The 15,782-nt window shown below is 50.4% G+C and carries 17 protein-coding genes; 15 read left to right on the top strand and 2 right to left on the bottom strand.

The window, feature by feature from the left end:
* The first annotated feature begins 27 nt into the window (after window positions 1-27).
* Genes BCM14_RS11975 through BCM14_RS11925 form a run of 11 tightly spaced genes read left to right on the top strand, consistent with a single transcriptional unit; the run spans window position 28 to window position 9,708 of the window.
* On the top strand, window positions 28-432 hold the full coding sequence (locus tag BCM14_RS11975; RefSeq protein ID WP_106228256.1) for a hypothetical protein: 405 nt from the start codon (window positions 28-30) through the stop codon (window positions 430-432).
* Window positions 396-893: a hypothetical protein gene (locus tag BCM14_RS11970; RefSeq protein WP_106228255.1), complete on the top strand. Its 498-nt coding sequence runs from the start codon at window positions 396-398 to the stop codon at window positions 891-893. Before BCM14_RS11975 ends, BCM14_RS11970 begins: the two co-directional genes overlap by 37 nt.
* Window positions 893-4,984, top strand: a complete 4,092-nt coding sequence (locus BCM14_RS11965; protein ID WP_106228254.1) for a phage tail tape measure protein — start codon at window positions 893-895, stop codon at window positions 4,982-4,984. The genes BCM14_RS11970 and BCM14_RS11965 overlap by 1 nt, the downstream gene beginning before the upstream one ends.
* The gene (locus tag BCM14_RS11960; protein ID WP_259673590.1) at window positions 4,981-5,907 is read left to right on the top strand and encodes a carbohydrate-binding protein; all 927 of its coding nucleotides are present in this window, start codon (window positions 4,981-4,983) and stop codon (window positions 5,905-5,907) included. Before BCM14_RS11965 ends, BCM14_RS11960 begins: the two co-directional genes overlap by 4 nt.
* Complete coding sequence (locus BCM14_RS11955; protein ID WP_106228253.1) at window positions 5,907-7,001, top strand: hypothetical protein; 1,095 nt, start codon at window positions 5,907-5,909, stop codon at window positions 6,999-7,001. Before BCM14_RS11960 ends, BCM14_RS11955 begins: the two co-directional genes overlap by 1 nt.
* Before the next feature lie 2 nt (window positions 7,002-7,003).
* The gene (locus BCM14_RS11950) at window positions 7,004-7,762 is read left to right on the top strand and encodes a hypothetical protein (protein WP_106228252.1); all 759 of its coding nucleotides are present in this window, start codon (window positions 7,004-7,006) and stop codon (window positions 7,760-7,762) included.
* 8 nt (window positions 7,763-7,770) lie between these two features.
* On the top strand, window positions 7,771-8,163 hold the full coding sequence (locus tag BCM14_RS11945) for a hypothetical protein (protein ID WP_106228251.1): 393 nt from the start codon (window positions 7,771-7,773) through the stop codon (window positions 8,161-8,163).
* Between the two features lie 24 nt (window positions 8,164-8,187).
* Window positions 8,188-8,523, top strand: coding sequence for a putative holin (locus BCM14_RS11940; RefSeq protein ID WP_106228250.1), 336 nt, complete (start codon window positions 8,188-8,190; stop codon window positions 8,521-8,523).
* A gap of 2 nt (window positions 8,524-8,525) precedes the next feature.
* Window positions 8,526-8,792 (top strand): phage holin family protein, encoded by a 267-nt coding sequence (locus tag BCM14_RS11935; protein WP_259673589.1) that lies wholly within the window; start codon window positions 8,526-8,528, stop codon window positions 8,790-8,792.
* On the top strand, window positions 8,789-9,244 hold the full coding sequence (locus BCM14_RS11930) for a glycoside hydrolase family 24 protein (RefSeq protein ID WP_106228248.1): 456 nt from the start codon (window positions 8,789-8,791) through the stop codon (window positions 9,242-9,244). Before BCM14_RS11935 ends, BCM14_RS11930 begins: the two co-directional genes overlap by 4 nt.
* A gap of 5 nt (window positions 9,245-9,249) precedes the next feature.
* A complete protein-coding gene (locus BCM14_RS11925) occupies window positions 9,250-9,708 on the top strand; it encodes a DUF2514 family protein (protein WP_106228247.1) in 459 nt (152 codons plus the stop codon).
* 29 nt (window positions 9,709-9,737) lie between these two features.
* Here BCM14_RS11925 and BCM14_RS11920 read toward each other — a convergent pair whose 3' ends face one another.
* Window positions 9,738-10,733: an SIR2 family protein gene (locus BCM14_RS11920; protein WP_106228246.1), complete on the bottom strand. Its 996-nt coding sequence runs from the start codon at window positions 10,731-10,733 to the stop codon at window positions 9,738-9,740.
* Window positions 10,734-11,034: 301 nt separating this feature from the next.
* Between BCM14_RS11920 and BCM14_RS11915 the strand changes: the two genes are divergently transcribed.
* The 3 genes from BCM14_RS11915 to BCM14_RS11905 all read left to right on the top strand — a co-directional run bounded on the left by BCM14_RS11915 (window position 11,035) and on the right by BCM14_RS11905 (window position 13,016).
* On the top strand, window positions 11,035-11,763 hold the full coding sequence (locus BCM14_RS11915) for a hypothetical protein (RefSeq protein ID WP_106228245.1): 729 nt from the start codon (window positions 11,035-11,037) through the stop codon (window positions 11,761-11,763).
* 110 nt (window positions 11,764-11,873) lie between these two features.
* Complete coding sequence (locus tag BCM14_RS11910) at window positions 11,874-12,152, top strand: hypothetical protein (RefSeq protein WP_106228244.1); 279 nt, start codon at window positions 11,874-11,876, stop codon at window positions 12,150-12,152.
* Window positions 12,153-12,263: 111 nt separating this feature from the next.
* Window positions 12,264-13,016, top strand: coding sequence for an Eco47II family restriction endonuclease (locus tag BCM14_RS11905; RefSeq protein ID WP_106228243.1), 753 nt, complete (start codon window positions 12,264-12,266; stop codon window positions 13,014-13,016).
* Here BCM14_RS11905 and dcm read toward each other — a convergent pair.
* Complete coding sequence (dcm, locus tag BCM14_RS11900; RefSeq protein WP_259673597.1) at window positions 12,949-14,211, bottom strand: DNA (cytosine-5-)-methyltransferase; 1,263 nt, start codon at window positions 14,209-14,211, stop codon at window positions 12,949-12,951. The genes BCM14_RS11905 and dcm overlap by 68 nt on opposite strands.
* A gap of 70 nt (window positions 14,212-14,281) precedes the next feature.
* Between dcm and BCM14_RS15345 the strand changes: the two genes are divergently transcribed.
* Entirely contained in the window at window positions 14,282-14,428 is a 147-nt protein-coding gene (locus tag BCM14_RS15345) for a hypothetical protein (protein ID WP_259673588.1), read from the top strand.
* Window positions 14,429-15,782: the final 1,354 nt, after the last annotated feature.

Below are 15,782 nucleotides of genomic sequence, written 5' to 3'. Positions count from 1 at the left end.
TTCTCACTGAGACTTAAGGATTTAAAAGTGTTTGATATTTCAAAACTGGCAGTCAGCCCAACTTCCATAATCAACCTAGAGGACACGGAGGGCGATCAACTCGATAATGAAAAGGGCGAACCGATCTCGATCACCGTGTTTGGGCCGGGCTCCAAGCAGTACCAGAAGGCTCAGGCTATACGTAATTGTGCCATCCTCGAATGCGTTCGTAAGGGCGGCAAAAAGATGCGCGATGACGATCAGCGCGAAATGGACGCTGAATTCTTGTCTGCCTGCACAGCGTCTTTCAATGGCTTCGCATACAAGGATTTGACGGGCGCCGAGATGTTCAAAGCGGTTTATCTCGATGCATCGATCGGTTTCATTGCCGAGCAGGTCAACAAAGCAATTGGTGATTGGGCAAATTTTACGAAGCGGTCAGCCAAGAGCTGATTCTGTATGCGCGTCAGTTAGGCTGGTTTCATTCCATACCAAATAGCAGCCCAAAGACTGGCTCAGTTACTAAGCGACCGGCAAATGCAGCGAGCACTTCGAGACTTGAGTTGCTTCAGGCTAACGGGGGGATACCCCTGTTTCCAGAAGTAGCTCGGGGTGAATACCTCCTTGCGCACTGGTTTGAATTGGGTCTGACCGCTACCAGTGGGATGGGGTTATGTCCGCTTAGCTTTCAGGAGATCAACGCTTTTGCTAAATGCAATGGGATCAACCTGCTTGCCTGGGAGTCGGTCACGTTACGGCGAATGTCGACTGAGTACGTCATGCAGTTAGGTGCAGGTGAAACGCCTGAATGTCCGCCACCCTATGGTGATCCAGTGAATCAGTTTGATCGTGAAATCGTGGAAAAGAAAATCTCGTCAGCGTTTCGAGCGCTGATTTCTGCAAGGGTTAGTTAATGGCTGCTGTTGGGCAACTCACGATTGAGATGGCTGCAAACGTTGCACGCCTGCGCACAGATATGGAGTCTGCACGCAAGACGGTGCACGGTGCGATGGATAGCATCAGTAAATCAGCGGCCACGGCCATGAAAGCGCTGGGTGCTTTGGGGCTCGCTGTTGCTGCCGTTTCTGCGATTAAGGGGTTTGCGGGTTTCGCTCAGGGCGCGATCGAGGCTGCCGACCAAGCGCACAAGCTTGGGCAAAAGACCGGTATCGCGACCTCTCAGGTGGCGGGACTGCAACTGGCCTTCAGGCAAGGCGGGGTTGAGGCGCAAAGCATGCAAAGTGCGCTCGCTAAGCTGTCTGTTGGTGTACTCAATGGCAACTCCGCCCTTAAAGCGATGGGTATTCAGACCCGAGATGCTCACGGTGAGTTGAAATCCACTCGCGAGATCCTTGGTCAGGTGGCCGAGAGGTTTGAAGGCTACTCGGACGGGGTGGCCAAGACGGCACTCGCAGTAGAGTTGTTTGGCAAGTCTGGCGCTGACCTGATTCCGGTCTTAAATGGTGGTGCGACCGGGTTAGACGAGTACGACCGGATGGCGGCAAAGCTCGGCCTGACCATCAGTGAGCAGACGGGTAAAAGTGCTGCTGCCTTTAATGACACGATCGATTTGATGGGGCAGGGTCTTACTGGCATTGGTTCACGTATTGCCGCGCAGCTATTGCCTACGCTTGAGTCTCTCGCCGGTAAGTTTTTTGAATCAATGACAGAAGGCGATCGCCTCAAAACAGTTTCAGATGTTTTGTCAGGCACCTTGAAAGGACTTTACGCAGCTGCGCTCATTACCGCGGACGGCTTCAACATCCTTGGGACGTATTTCGGGGGCTACGCCAAAGCCTTTGGTGAGTTTGCTTCAGGCAATTTCTCTGCCGCTTGGGCTGCGATCGGTGAGACCGGCGATAAGGTTATCGCAATCGGTAAGAAATCAGTGTTGGATTTGACGGCAGTCTTTAAAGACGCAGGCGATCAGACCGTTGCGACTTTGGCCAGAGTTGCGGCAGGCGCAAAAAACACGACGCCAGAAATTGGAACGCTAGCAGACTCGGCCAGACAGTCAGCACTTGCGTACGACAAAATGCTGAAGTCAGCCGATGAGCTACTTACCTCGCTAAAGTTTGAAGCGCAGGCACTTGGCATGAGTAATGTTGAGAAAGAGACAGCCGTGGCTCTACAAAAGCTACTGAACACGGGGTTAAAAGAAGGGACGGCTGAATATAAAAAATACGCAGAGGCCGTTGTGTTTGTCGTACTTGAAAAAGAGCGAATGCAAAAGCTCGCTGAGCTTCGTAAAAAGGATTTAGAGGAGCGTAAGCGAGCCGAAGAAAAAGCGCTCGCTGAGCGCCTGAAACGGGAGAAAGACTTTGCAGACGAGGTCAAGACCATTAATAACCAGATCGGTCAGTCGTTGACCGATGCGTTGATGTCCGGTGGGCTCACGGCGCGAGACTTTCTCATCAATATGTTCAAGACGATGGTGTTGCGTCCGCTCTTGCAGCCGGTCATGGCAAGTGTAGTGGGGATGTTTACTTCGGGTGCAGCGAGTGCCCTGGGCTCAGCCGGAGCCGAAGGTGCTACGGGCGGCTCCATTACGGGTTCACTGGGTTTGTTAGGTGCGGCAAGTTCACTTAAAAGTGCCTACGGGATGCTGTCGGGAGGGTTCGCAGGTTTAGGTAAAACGGTTTCAGAGTTTGCGACCAGTGCTGGCGCTTGGTTACAGAATGGTGCCGAGGCCGGCAGTCTGATGCGCGGTGCAGGTGTCTCACTGGCTGAGTCAGCAAGCTCACTTGGCTCTGCATCGTCGGCACTTTCTGGTGCCGCGGCAGGCTTTGGCCTTGGTATGTTGATCTCTGGTGACAAGGCACTGGTGGGTGGTAAGTCAATGTACTCAGTAGGCGGGGGTGTGGCCGCTGGCGCAGCACTTGGTTCTGTGGTGCCGGTGATTGGCACAGCCTTTGGTGCACTGGTGGGTGGTATTGTCGGTGGTCTGGCTAACCAGTTTGGTAAGGGCCCCAAAAAGACCACAGATGCCGGGCTTGTTGGCAGCCTGAGTGCTAACGGTGCAAGCGTTGCAACTTATCAAGACTGGCAACAGAAGGGCGGTTGGTTCAGTAAAGGTGGGCGCGGCTCCGCCTTTTCTGCTGCAGATAGCAAACTTACCCGCCACCTAGAGCAGTCAATCGCTGCCTCAGCGGTTGCCGTCAAAAACTATGCTGAGGTTTTGGGGTTACCGGCCCGGGGTATCGCTGATTTCACGTTGCAGATCAAACGTAGCCTTAAGGATTTAAGCCCCGATGTGGCAGCCAAAGCCATCGAAGAACTCTTGGCGGCCTATGGCAACGGTCTGGCCTCGGCCGTTACGCCAGAGATTGGTCCCTTTCAGCGCGCAGGTGAAGAGGCAGGCGCAACGCTCTCAAGGCTCGGGCTCAGTCTTAAAACAGTGAATCAAGTTTTTGATACGCTGAACATTACGTTGATGGAGACCTCGTTACACAGCGCGGATGCCTCAAGCAAACTAATCGATATGTTCGGCAGCGTGGATGCCTTCCTGAAATCGACTGATTATTACTATCAGAATTTTTATACCGAGCAGGAGCGCGCTACTAAAACGACCGAACAGCTGACCAAGGTTTTTTCGCAACTGGGGTTAACGCTGCCGGCGACAAACGCAGCGTTTAGGTCGATGGTTGAAGCGGCGAGGGCGGCCGGCAATGATGGCTTGTTTTCAACGCTCATCAAACTGGCACTGACCTTCAATGAGCTACAAGTTTCACTTGCAAATATCGCAGCGGCCTCCGCTCAGGCTACTGCCGCAATTTCTGGTTCCGGCCAGGCGCTGAGCAAGTCGGCAGACAGGGCTTTAAAGAGAGCACAGGATTCAGCGCAAGCCCTCGCGGACGCCTCGGTCCGAGCCACGGCGCACGCTATCGAGCAAGCACTGTCGGATGCCAGTAAAGCGGTAGACGCTACCTTCGGTATGGTGAAACTGGCGATTGATCACGAACTCAAAGCAACCCTGGCAATCATCGATCAGCAAAAAGCGCTCGTGACTGCTTCAAAACAACTTGCGCAGGAAAGCGTCTCGTCTTTGAAATCGATTTTTAGTTATCTCAAAGACCAGCTTGCGAGCATTTTGCAAAACGTAGCACCTGTTCAATCGGCGGCACAGGCTAACGCGTTTTTGCACGAAGCACTGACAATGGCTAGAACGACAGGGAGCCTGCCAGAGCAGACGGCACTTTCTGAGGCAGTGTCGGCTGCTCGAAGTGGTCTTTCCTCAGAGAACTTTGCGACAGCACTAGAAATGAAACGTGGCAACCTACGCCTTGCCGCAGATCTGAGAGTTTTGCAAGACCTCGCAGGCGAGCAGCAATCGGTGGCAGAGTCGCAGCTCGAGCTGGCAACAAATCAGTTAGCCACGCTTGACGCTCAGGCCGAAACCGCTCAAGCGTATTACGCAAACCAGTTGCAGCTGGCTCAACACCAGGTCAATGAGTTACGCGGTATTAATAACTCGGTTCTGGCGGTGGCTGAAGCGATGAGCTCTCTGGGCGCTGCGCTTAATACTTCGCGGACGGTAGCAAGTGCCTCCGTGGCAAGTGGGTCGGACTTTACCGCACAGATTACGCAGATGTATTTAGAGTTCTTAGGCCGAACGCCTGAGGCAGCGGGTCTGCAGAGTTGGTTGAACAGCGGTCGTGATGCGGCAGGAATTCGCGAAGGGATTGTGAATTCTGAAGAGTACAGAGCGCGTCACGGCGGTATTCGTACCTTCGCGCAGGGCGGTGCTTATCCAGGCGGCTTAGCACTGGTGGGTGAACAGGGCCCTGAACTGATTAACTTTGCACGCCCGGGTCAGGTTTATACGGCAGGTCAGACAGCAAACATCCTTGGCGGTGGCACTGAAGTTGCAGAGGAGCTCCGCGGTCTAAGGCAGGAGTGCCAGGCGCAAGCAAGAGCAATGGTTCAACTGCAAAACAGAATGACCAGATTGCTTGAACGATGGGACGGCTCGGGAATGCCTGAAACGCGTGAGGTGTCAGCATGAGCGCTCACGCAAACGCGATGGTGATTGTTAATCCGTTAAAAATCACCGCTTCGATGCTCACGCAATCGAATGTTGCAGAAAATGACCATGCTGAATGGAATCCTCGGACAACCTACGGCCGTGGTGCGCGCGTCATCCTTTCCTTAACACACAAGGTTTACGAGAGCATACAGACCACCAATCTGAACAAACCGCCAGCGGTTGAAGCGCTATGGTGGATTGAAGTTGGGCCAACAAGTCGTTGGGCGGCCTTCGACACTTCAAATAGTTCTGTCACGGTCAACCCGTCGAGTATCACCTACACACTGGCGCCGGGGCAGGCAGTCAATGCAATTGCCGCGCTCAATCTCTCAAACGCGACACTTATAAAGATCACGATGAAAAGCCCCCTGGTGGGCACGCCCGGCATTGTGTATTCCAAAACCGTCTCGCTATCGCCGTTACCGGCCTCGCCCGACTGGTGGTCGTTCTTTTATGGCGTGCGCAGTAAGCCAACGCAAGATGTGCGGCTGGATCTCCCCTCATATGCGGATTGTGTGATTGAGTTTGAACTCTTCGGTGGTGAGAATCTCTCAATAGGCACCTTGTTATTTGGGCAGTTGCGCGCCTTTGGGCTCGGTATCCAGTACGGGGCCAGGGTAGGGATTCAAGACTACTCCCGCAAAGAGACAAACGATTTTGGCGATGTTGTACTGATCAAGCGCTCGTTTGCCAGACGTGCAAATTTCGACATGTTGCTTCGTAAAGACGAAGTCGACTCACTCCAAGCCTTCTTGTCTGACATTCGCGCAACGCCGTGTCTGTGGGTTGCTGCCAAAGATTATGAGGCAACCACGATTTATGGCTTTTACAAAAACTTCGATATTTTAATTTCTTACCCAGAGCACTCTGATTGTTCTCTGGAAATTGAGGGTCTGACTTAATGGCAATCACTAAGCTTCCACCGGCACCCACGCCCACCGATACCACCGCTGAATTCAATGCAAAGTCTTTCGCCTTTGTCGCTGCCCTTGATGGCTTTGTGATCGAGGCCAATGCACTTGAAGCATTGGCGGAGTCGGCGGCGAAGTCCACTGCCGTCGATGCGGAAACTACAGCTGTTGCTTCTAATGCCGCTGTCCTTGCCGCAAAGTCTGCTGTGACCGATGCCGCGACTGTCTCTAAAAAATCTGCGCTGGCCGTCACAGCGGCAAAGACTGCTGCCGCCGATGCAGCGACAGCCTCAACCGACTCGGCCGCTGCGGTCAGTGCCGCGAAGTCTGCTGTCGCTGACGCAGCCACTGCCTCTGTTGCTGCTAAGGCGGCCGTCAATGCAGCACAGGCAACCGCTGCTGATATGGCGAGAACGTCTGCCTCATCTGATGCTGCTGTCAGTGCAGCAAACTATAAGGGTGAGTGGTCTTTGTTGACTGGTGCGCTTGATATCCCGGCTTCGGTGTCTCATCTGAATAAGGTTTGGATTTTGAAGCACGCGGTCTCAAATGTCAGTGACGAGGAGCCAAGCGTATCCTCGCAGTGGCTTTCGACGACCGATCTAAGCACGCCTGGGCCTATTGGCACACTAACTCCTGATGCTGGGCACTTCAAGACCTTACGGGCAACAGGATCCGAAAGTGACCTGTCTGTGAAGTTGCCCAATATTAAAGAGGCGATAGCAATCTCTAAAGCTGGTGCAGCCGGTGCTATTACCTATGACCTGACAAGTCAAAGTGTCATGTATCTAACAGCGAATGCCACGGCTGATTGGGAGCTCAATTTCCGCGGTTCGGCCTCAGCCAGCCTTGACTCACTGATGACCGCGGGTGAAGTTGTTTCTGCAACTTTGATTGCCGCACAAGGGCCGCCTGCATTTTTAAATAAGATCGTCAAAATTGATGGTGTGCCGGTTGTGCCGAAATGGATTGGTGGCCCGCCAAAAGCCGGTAATCCCAATGGCCTTGATTCATACGCTTACTCAATCATTAAAACGGCCGCGATGACCTTCACTGTGCTGGCCTCAATTACGCAATTTAAATAATCATGCCTCGACACTCCTTGCTCGGTGCGGCAGCTTTATTTTCCTTCGCTGGTGGCGCTGCACCTCGAGTGCCTTTCATTCTTGTTAATTACCTTGTCGTCGGTGGTGGTGGTTTTGATGGAGGTGATCCCTATGGTTATGGCGGAGGTGGCGGCGGAGAGGTCGTAGCGACTAGCGCCACGTTAAGCACTTATGCAACCTATGCCGCGTCTGTCGCGGGCCCAACGGGATCGTCCTCTTTCAATCATACGGTTGCTCGCGGTGGTGGTAACGCTTCACGAGGTAGTCACAACCACGGAGGCCATGGTGGCTCAAGCGGTAACGGCCATGGCGGGGGTGGCGGTAACGGTTATGGCTGGGACCATGCCTCTTGGGCTGCGGCGGGTGGAGGCGGAGCCGGTGCAGGCGAGCATGGTCATAGTGCAGGAATCTGGACTGGCACAAATCCAGTCACGCCACAACCGGGTCGTGGCGGCAATGGTATCTATTGGCCGTTCACTGGCAAATACTACGGTGGCGGTGGTGGTGGATGGTGGCACGGCAGACTAGCCGGCAATCATAACGGCGCAAGTGGTCTAGGTCAGGATAACTTTGGCGGTGGCTCTAGCCGCGGCAATGTTCGACCGGGTGGCGTGATCACAACTTACTTAAGCCCGCTTCAGTTGTTTAAAGGTGGTGCAGTCACTTCGGCAGGAATTGGGGAAGCAAAACGCTGGTTTCATGTCTTTGCCAGTTCTGCTCACCTGTCACCCCTGCTTTAGGAGCACTTATGTATTTTGCACAGCTTGATAATTTCAAAGTTAAAAACGTTGTGAACAGCGAGCCGGAATATATTGCGGCCGGCGCGATGGGGGATCCAGAGTCCTTTTTGGAGACTGATTTCTACACCCGTGGCAATGTTCACTACAACGTTGACAGCGAGCCAGATGGATTACCGCCGTTTAGAGGCAATTTTGGACAGCTTGGCTTTACCTACGATCCAGAGACGGACGTCTTCTATGCCCCGCAACCTTATGAGTCGTGGCTCTTGAATCGAAGGACATGGCTCTGGGAGCCCCCGATACCAATGCCTATTGATGGGAATTGGTATCACTGGGACGAGCGTCTTTTGTCTTGGCTCAAGCTTGAGGCTAAACAGACCACTAACTTATTAACCGCCTGAGGGCGGTTTTTTTATGGAGTAAGAATGGCGACTGAAGCAACAGGGGCGGCGGTAGCATCGGCCACCGCTTTGATGGCAACGATGCTACCGGGGGTAGACGGTGGCACCCTTATCGGGGCATTTTCCGGTGCGGCTGTATTTGTTCTGTCCGCCAAAGATGGTGGCCGTGTCAACCGCTTGACCTACGGTTTCATTTCTTGCGTACTCGGCTACCTAGGGGCAGAGGAGGTGGCCAGACTCACGCCAATCACAAACCCGGCGATCGGCGCCTTTCTCTTGTCGGCAATTCTTGTGACGGGAACCTTGACCGCCATTGAGCGAATCAAAGCCCTCCAGCTCAGTGATTTATGGAGGCGCTAGAAATGGCCAACATTATTGTGCTCGTCTTTATTGTTGCAAACTTGATTTCGTGCGGCCGATTGCTGAGTTATCAACGAGGATCAGACCCGTTCAAATATCACTTAAGTTGTCTGGCCTACCTCTTAATCGTCTGCACAGGCGGCCAAGCCATCTCCGCGATGCTTGAGCCGAACTCGGTCTCGTTGTGGGCCTCAATCCTGTCTGTGATGTTCTGCATTTTGCTCGTGCGCGGCAAAGGCAATATGGCCTCACTGGTGAAAACCGTATGACAGAGAACCAGAAAGCGTTTCTCTCGATGCTGGCCTGGGCAGAGGGAACCGACAACGGCAGGCAGCAAACGACTAATCGGGGCTATGACGTCCTGGTTGGCGGTGGGATTTTTACCGACTATACCGATCACCCGCGCAAACTGATTCAGCTCCGACCTGGTCTCGCAAGTACGGCCGCCGGTCGCTACCAGTTGCTCGCGCGCTACTTTGATTTTTACAAACGGTTATTAAGGCTGTCGGACTTTTCACCTGAAAGCCAGGACGCGATCGCTTTGCAGCAGATCAAAGAGCGAGGAGCAATGCCAGATATCGACGATGGAAATTTTGCTAAAGCCGTGCACAAGGTGCGAAATATCTGGGCGAGCTTACCAGGCGCTGGCTATAACCAGTACGAGCAAAAGTTGACCGATCTTGAACACGCCTATCGACTGGCTGGCGGGGAGGTCGCTTGAATCCAATGCTCTGGCCTCGGGTTTATCGCTGGGGCCTTTACGCAGCGCTCGTGTGTGGCCTGCTGATAGCTGTTGAGTTATGGCAAAGAACGATTGAACAACGAGGCTATGACCGGGCGCGAGCCGAATTTGCGCAGCAGGCAATTCTTGCAAGCGAATCAGCACGCCAACGTGAGCGTGATCTTCAACAACAAGTGAAGGATGCCGAAAATGAGGCTAAACAGCGTGAAGTGGTTATTCTTGCTGATACTACTGCCGTTCGCACTGAGCGTGACCGGTTGCGCAGCGAAATCGCCGCCAGTCGCAATCGCATGTCCGCAGCCACCGCCGATGCCGTTCGCAAGCACGCCTCAACCCTCAGTACCGTATTTGAAGAGTGTGCAGGACAGCTTGAAGACATGGCGCGAAGCGCTGCAGGGCACGCCTCTGATTCGTTGATGTATCAGGAGGGGTGGATTAAGTAGTTCGAATTAAGTTGCTATTTGATTCAAAACTACTTATCAAAGAAACGCATTATTTTTTTGTACTCAGCTAAGTCATCGCCAAATATCTCGCGTAACGAACGTCGAGACGCGCCTATGAGTGCTGTCTCAAACATCTCCTCTAGAGGTTCTTTGACCACTATTGCATTTCGACCCCGCGTCTTATTTAAACTGCGAGCTAAATCGGCGCCCTCTGGGGAAATTATAAAAATCTTTAAGCCTAGAGCGATCGCTCTGCTAATGGTGGCGTTGATGTGATCATCGCGAAAGCCGTAGCCGATGATCATTAACTGTGATTGTTGCTGTGATAGTTTCTCTTCGAAGTTGTCGGCATACCACTTTAAGATTGGTGTTTGTCCAATTTCTTGAGCTTTCGCCCCACCCATAATAAGCATTGAATGGCCATCTTCGTGAAACCAATTCGACGAACCGTGCAGTTTAAATATAGGTTGGCAGTTGGCATGCAACTTAAATGATTCTATGCTCTCTGGATACCATTTAGACATCGCCCAAGATGACGCGCTCATAGCATCTTGACTTGGAACACGTTGCATTCCCGGAAGCTGTGCACCAGCCCATTTCTTTTTGCCTATCAAGGAAATATTGCTGTTTGTATAGTAATGCTCGAGGAGGAGGTCTTGGTTAAGTGAGAAGATCGCATCAAACCGAGTCAGAAATGTTGAAATCAGCCGATCTACGGAGTTTTGAAATTCCCAGATGTTTCTCTCGATTAGCGCTGTGTTCATGTCATCGAACATCCGTGTAATCGCGGCTTGTAGGCTGTTCAAAGCTGATTTATTGGCCTGTGGATTACGGTAGTATTCAGTTTGTAGTTCAGCTAAAGCAGATTCAAAACCACCTTGGGATTGGTGTCTCCACAGAAGTTGATTGAGATTGGTGTTTTGGGTGATTTCTGGGCAACCAAGTAGATATTCGAACGCCTCTGACGCAAGCCAACCACCCCAGTTACGACTGAATCCCGCACCTACTAATAAATAATTGGCCATCTTTATTTTCGGGTTGGTTTTTAAAAATGAACTAAATATAAGCGCCAACAACCGTGTACTTACAAAGGTGAATTGGCAACAAAAGTTTTATTATTTTGCCAAGAGGGTGTACATGCTAGCGAAGACTAATCCCAAATGTTTAAATAAAATTATAAATAACGTATTGTTAGGCATATTAACCGTTGTGCATTATTTACGATATCTGATAAACAGAACTTTGGTCGTAGCCTCGGTTTCATTTGTACTTTGCTATATTCTTGTGATGTACGCGTACCCTTGGATTGCTTCGAGTCCAAGAGAGATGTTTTGGTTTTTGCCAATTGATTGGATTACTTCTCACTGGCCTTATGTACGCAGTATTTGGTTTAATTGGCAATCATTTAACGGCGGGGTGATCGGGGGCTTGCTGGCTTTGATTGCAAGCGGGGTGGTTTTTTACGTTTCCATACATGTTGATAACAAAAATAGAAAGCGACTACTTTTCGCCGAACGCACTTTCTTGGCAGAATCGCTAAGTGAAAATTTTTTACCGTACTTTAAAACTTGCGTTCTATTTTTGAATGTTGTTGAAAATAGAAGAAGCTTCGACGGGACATTTGATCAATCAACGTCGTTGCCATTTGAACTACCCAGAGCGCCACGCGACAAAGAGACATTTGTCCGTTGTATCAGTGTTTCAGATGGTGAGAACGCAGAGTTTATTTCAGGGTATATATTAAAACTACAGATTTTCCACGCCCGACTTCGAACGACGAACGAAGCATTTGGGAAGCAGGGCTTGGTAATTACGAGCTCTAATATCCGCAGTTGTATATTTGACTTGGTGGAACTGTTCGCAATGACAGGCAAGCTAATGCAGCATGCGCGCGGACATAGCGATAGCTTGCATCTTAACTACGAAGATTTTTATAACGGTATGCAATCTAGTAATTTAGATATTACTTCCCTTGCAGATGACTATGAAGCCGATGGTTATATCAAGACTGTGTTGAAACGAGGCTGGTCACCGATGCCTATCGCGTTTTTCTAGCATCTAAAATTTTCTAGCACGAATATATGTAGTGCCACAGTATTCGATTTAGATATTTTACTTACCATGGGTATTGGGTATAACAATCATTAAATTGATATCGTAAACATATGGGCACTGATAATTCTTCAAGAAATGCTGAAACTTGGGCTAGGATCAAAAAAAAGGGTATTGATATCCAGATAAAAGCCTGCGTGCACGGAAACTGTAATTTGGATTCGATAAAAAAATGGTTTGACACGGACTGCATAGAGGCTTTTGTTGGGCTTTGTTTAGAGGGTCATCTCATTGAGCTTAGCGAGGCTGCACGATTAATTGCACACCTTTTGGCGATTGAAGGCAAATGCCCAAGAAAAGCCTATAAAGCCCTTGACGTACTTCGCGGATAAACTTTTATCGAATATCGCTCAAGAATTTGCGATTTTTAAAGCGCAAAATTTCTACGTCAGCTAACCCTTCAGTGTAAATTAGGTAGAACCACCCTAATTCGGAGATGACATATGGCCTATGTAACTTTTTTAAGCGATGATGATTTCAGAGCAATCGTTCTGGAAATCTTGAGTGTGGGCGTCGCAGCAAAGCGGAAGGCCGAAACTAAATTCAGTCGGAATGTGATTGACCCATTTTCAGTTTTATTAGAAATGGGTGCGTTCAACGTTGGCTATGAAACTTGGTATACAAGTGAAATGGCTCGACAATCCCAGAAAACGCTTTCAAATAAAATTGGTGCATTTCATCAACGACTGCTAGGAGCCGTTAGCGGATGGGAAGATCTCAAGGTTGGGAAGGGCGTGGATTTAGTCAACAACTCGAGAAAAATCATTGCCGAGGTGAAAAATAAACACAACACCTTGAAAGGTGCAAGTCAGGCGCCGTTGTATAAAGAACTCCATAATGCGGTCATGCTAAACGACAGCAAGTACAAGGGGTACACGGCCTACTATGTCGGTGTGGTTCCCAAAAAGCCAAATAGATTTAGCACTCCGTTCACGCCATCTGACAAAGAGACCTCTAGTCGTTGCCCAGAGAACCCGTTGATTAGGCAGATCGACGGTGCAAGTTTTTACGCACTGGTGACAGGCATAGACGACGCTCTAGAACAGGTCTACAAGACGCTACCGCAAGTCATTAGCGACTGTGGCGCGAAAGTTGATCTCGGTGACGCAGTGCGTGTTGCCGAGTTTTTTAAAGCAGCTTACGTTCCAAAACCACCAAAGCCTTCGAGTCGTACTCGTCGTCCAGCATCGAAATAAGCGCCTTACCAATGTGGTACCCCAGGTTTACAGGCACGGCGTTACCAATCTGTTTGTATTGCGATGCGGTTGATCCGGTAAAAACCCAACTATCGGGGAAAGACTGAATCCGCGCGTATTCTCTCACTTGCAGTGGCCTAGTTTCTTTCGGGTGGCAGCGTTCAGTCTGTTTTTGAGCTGGGTTGCAGGTCAACGTCAAGGACGGTTCGTCCCAAGATAAGCGCCGAGCCATGCCTGTTTTGCCGCCACCTAGGAAATAACTGGCACCCATAAAGGTTCTTTGTATTTGGTCGGGGAGATCTCGCCAATACCCCCCGGGTGGGATTAGATCCATTATTTTCTTTTTACCTGGGGTATAGGTTTGCCCCTCAGATTTAGGAACGCCGCGCAACGCTTCGCCGATACTTACCGTGTAGTTCTTCTCCTTTGGGTATGCGATAGGCCGCTTTAAGTCTTTCCGTATTCCAATAATTACTAATCGCTCCCGTTTCTGTGGGACGTCGAAATACTGAGATCTAAGTATTCTGTACTCGGCGTCGTAGCCAAGCTCGTCGAGCACATTTAACATGGTCGCAATAGTGCGGCCTCCATCATGACGCTCAAGACCTTTGACGTTCTCTCCTAACACGACCTTTGGCTGCACTTCTTTAATCGTTCTCGCGAATTCAAAAAAAAGGGTTCCTCGGGTATCCTCGAATCCCATCCGTTTGCCTGCGTAGCTAAAAGCCTGACAAGGGAAGCCACCAGCAACGACGTCAGCTTGAACGCCGGTGAAATCTACCTTGGCGATGTCATCCGCGATAACCTTCCACTTAGGTCGATTCGTTTTGAGCGTCTCAGCCGCCTTCTTGTCGATCTCAACAAGCATTTCACAATTGAGTCCAGCATTTTCAAGTCCGAGCGCCAAGCCTCCGCATCCTGCAAATAACTCGATTACTCGATAGGGTGACTTTTTTCTTGACTTAAGTACTTTATAGCCAACGTCGCCCTTGCCGTTAGTTTTCGCTTTTAATTGCGCCAACTCTTTCGCGTGGAAGTAGCGATGCCCGTTAGCCCCACGGTGTGCTTTGATTAGCCCTTTCTTCTCCCAGCGCCTAATAGTATCCAGAGATACATTTAGTTCTTCGCTCGCTTGCGAAATCGAGATATGAGTAGTTTCGTTGAGCATCTTTATAAGTAACCCTTGCCTATGCAGAGGTTACTTTACACGAACGCTGAAAAAGGTCAAGTGGCAAAGTGCTGTTTTTGTCCAACGGAGTTGAACCATGTACGACAAAGCAATTCTGTTTATCCTGAATTGCTCGGGCATGAGCAGTGTGTCGGTACTGTCAGATTTACTCAGGATTGGAGATGAGTTCCCCTTGGGTCGTTCAAGGGCGAGGCTCGCGAAAAATGATCTATGGATTTTCTAGGTCAAATAGGTCGCAGATCAGGATTAAACTATTAGATCAAGGGAAAAAATTTTTGAGCTGTATGTAAAGTTCCGTTAAACGAAAATTTTAATGCTCAATTTTTTACCGTTTATTGCGATGACACTAATCTCGGAGTTAATCTGAAAAAAAGAGCGCTCATTGATCTACAGTCCGCGGCCAGAGAGCGCGGTGGCGAGTGTCTTGCTAGTGAATACCTTAATTCACACACCCCTGTTTTTTGGCGCTGTGCTCAACAACACGTTTGGGAAACGCCATCTAAATCAATTCTACATAGTAAGTCTTGGTGCCCATTCTGTGTGGGTCGGCGGCATGACCTTTCGGAGATGCGCAGCGTTGCCCAATCACGGGGGGGTGAATGCCTGTCCGATAAGTACATGGGAATGCAAACGAAGTTGCGTTGGCGGTGCGCGCACGGTCACGAGTGGAGCACCACGCCAGCAACTGTAATTAACAGAGGGTCATGGTGCCCGGATTGCTCCACGGGTCTTGGCGAAAGGCTAACTCGGGCGGCAATAGAACAACTATTCAGCCTGCCGTTCCCTAAAACTCGTCCGGATTGGTTAGTCAGTGAGCGCGGAACAAAACTGGAGTTAGACGGATACAACACTGAGATAGGGATAGCTTTTGAGCATCAAGGCGAACAACATTTCACGGAAATTGCTTACTTTGCTGATGAGGCTACATTTCAACAAAGGCTCGAAGACGACCAGAGAAAGCGCGAATTGTGTGGGTCGCGGAACATCTTGCTGATTGAGGTGCCCCAAGTAGGCACCAAGTTGAAGGTAAGTGAACTATCTTCGTGGCTCGAGACCATTTTGGTGGGTCAAGGCATTCGATCAATCAATCGTGGCGTTATCCCAGACTATCGGAGCGCTTATGAAACATCTGGGGCTGCGGCCGCCTTGAGCAATCTGCGTGAGATTGCAAACTCAAGAGGTGGTGAGTGTCTGGCCTCCCACTACCTTGGGTCTAGGGGAAGTCACCTCTTTCGCTGCAGCGCTGATCACGAGTGGGAGACCCCCGCAGATTCAATTATTCAGGGTAAGTGGTGCCCGTTTTGTTCTGCCGCGGCAAAGGCACAGAAATCACGCAATCCCATCGAAAAGATTCAAGACTCTGCGCGACTTCGCGGCGGCCGACTTTTGTCAACCCGATACGTGAGCTCTAGCGAAAGCTTAATTTGGGAATGTGAGCAAGGGCACCAGTGGCAGGCTACATACAACAGCATACGTAGAGGTACTTGGTGCCCAGTCTGTGTCCGACGGTCGATTGATGAACTTCGGGAGTTGGCCGTAACAAAGGGCGGAAAATTGTTATCTCAAAAGTATGAAGG

Source organism: Jezberella montanilacus, from assembly GCF_003003055.1.
GTDB classification, from domain to species: domain Bacteria; phylum Pseudomonadota; class Gammaproteobacteria; order Burkholderiales; family Burkholderiaceae_B; genus Zwartia; species Zwartia montanilacus.
This window is presented reverse-complemented; position numbering and strand designations above follow the sequence as displayed.

Excerpts from the sequence above, each read along its gene's own strand:
- BCM14_RS11920 (WP_106228246.1), bottom strand. The coding sequence starts at position 10,733 with ATGGCCAATTATTTATTAGTAGGTGCGGGATTCAGTCGTAACTGGGGT.
- BCM14_RS11905 (WP_106228243.1), top strand. The coding sequence starts at position 12,264 with ATGGCCTATGTAACTTTTTTAAGCGATGATGATTTCAGAGCAATCGTT.
- BCM14_RS11965 (WP_106228254.1), top strand. The coding sequence starts at position 893 with ATGGCTGCTGTTGGGCAACTCACGATTGAGATGGCTGCAAACGTTGCA.
- BCM14_RS11925 (WP_106228247.1), top strand. The coding sequence starts at position 9,250 with ATGCTCTGGCCTCGGGTTTATCGCTGGGGCCTTTACGCAGCGCTCGTG.
- BCM14_RS15345 (WP_259673588.1), top strand. The coding sequence starts at position 14,282 with ATGTACGACAAAGCAATTCTGTTTATCCTGAATTGCTCGGGCATGAGC.
- BCM14_RS11915 (WP_106228245.1), top strand. The coding sequence starts at position 11,035 with ATGTTTTGGTTTTTGCCAATTGATTGGATTACTTCTCACTGGCCTTAT.
- BCM14_RS11910 (WP_106228244.1), top strand. The coding sequence starts at position 11,874 with ATGGGCACTGATAATTCTTCAAGAAATGCTGAAACTTGGGCTAGGATC.
- BCM14_RS11950 (WP_106228252.1), top strand. The coding sequence starts at position 7,004 with ATGCCTCGACACTCCTTGCTCGGTGCGGCAGCTTTATTTTCCTTCGCT.
- BCM14_RS11940 (WP_106228250.1), top strand. The coding sequence starts at position 8,188 with ATGGCGACTGAAGCAACAGGGGCGGCGGTAGCATCGGCCACCGCTTTG.
- BCM14_RS11935 (WP_259673589.1), top strand. The coding sequence starts at position 8,526 with ATGGCCAACATTATTGTGCTCGTCTTTATTGTTGCAAACTTGATTTCG.
- BCM14_RS11955 (WP_106228253.1), top strand. The coding sequence starts at position 5,907 with ATGGCAATCACTAAGCTTCCACCGGCACCCACGCCCACCGATACCACC.
- BCM14_RS11930 (WP_106228248.1), top strand. The coding sequence starts at position 8,789 with ATGACAGAGAACCAGAAAGCGTTTCTCTCGATGCTGGCCTGGGCAGAG.
- BCM14_RS11960 (WP_259673590.1), top strand. The coding sequence starts at position 4,981 with ATGAGCGCTCACGCAAACGCGATGGTGATTGTTAATCCGTTAAAAATC.
- BCM14_RS11945 (WP_106228251.1), top strand. The coding sequence starts at position 7,771 with ATGTATTTTGCACAGCTTGATAATTTCAAAGTTAAAAACGTTGTGAAC.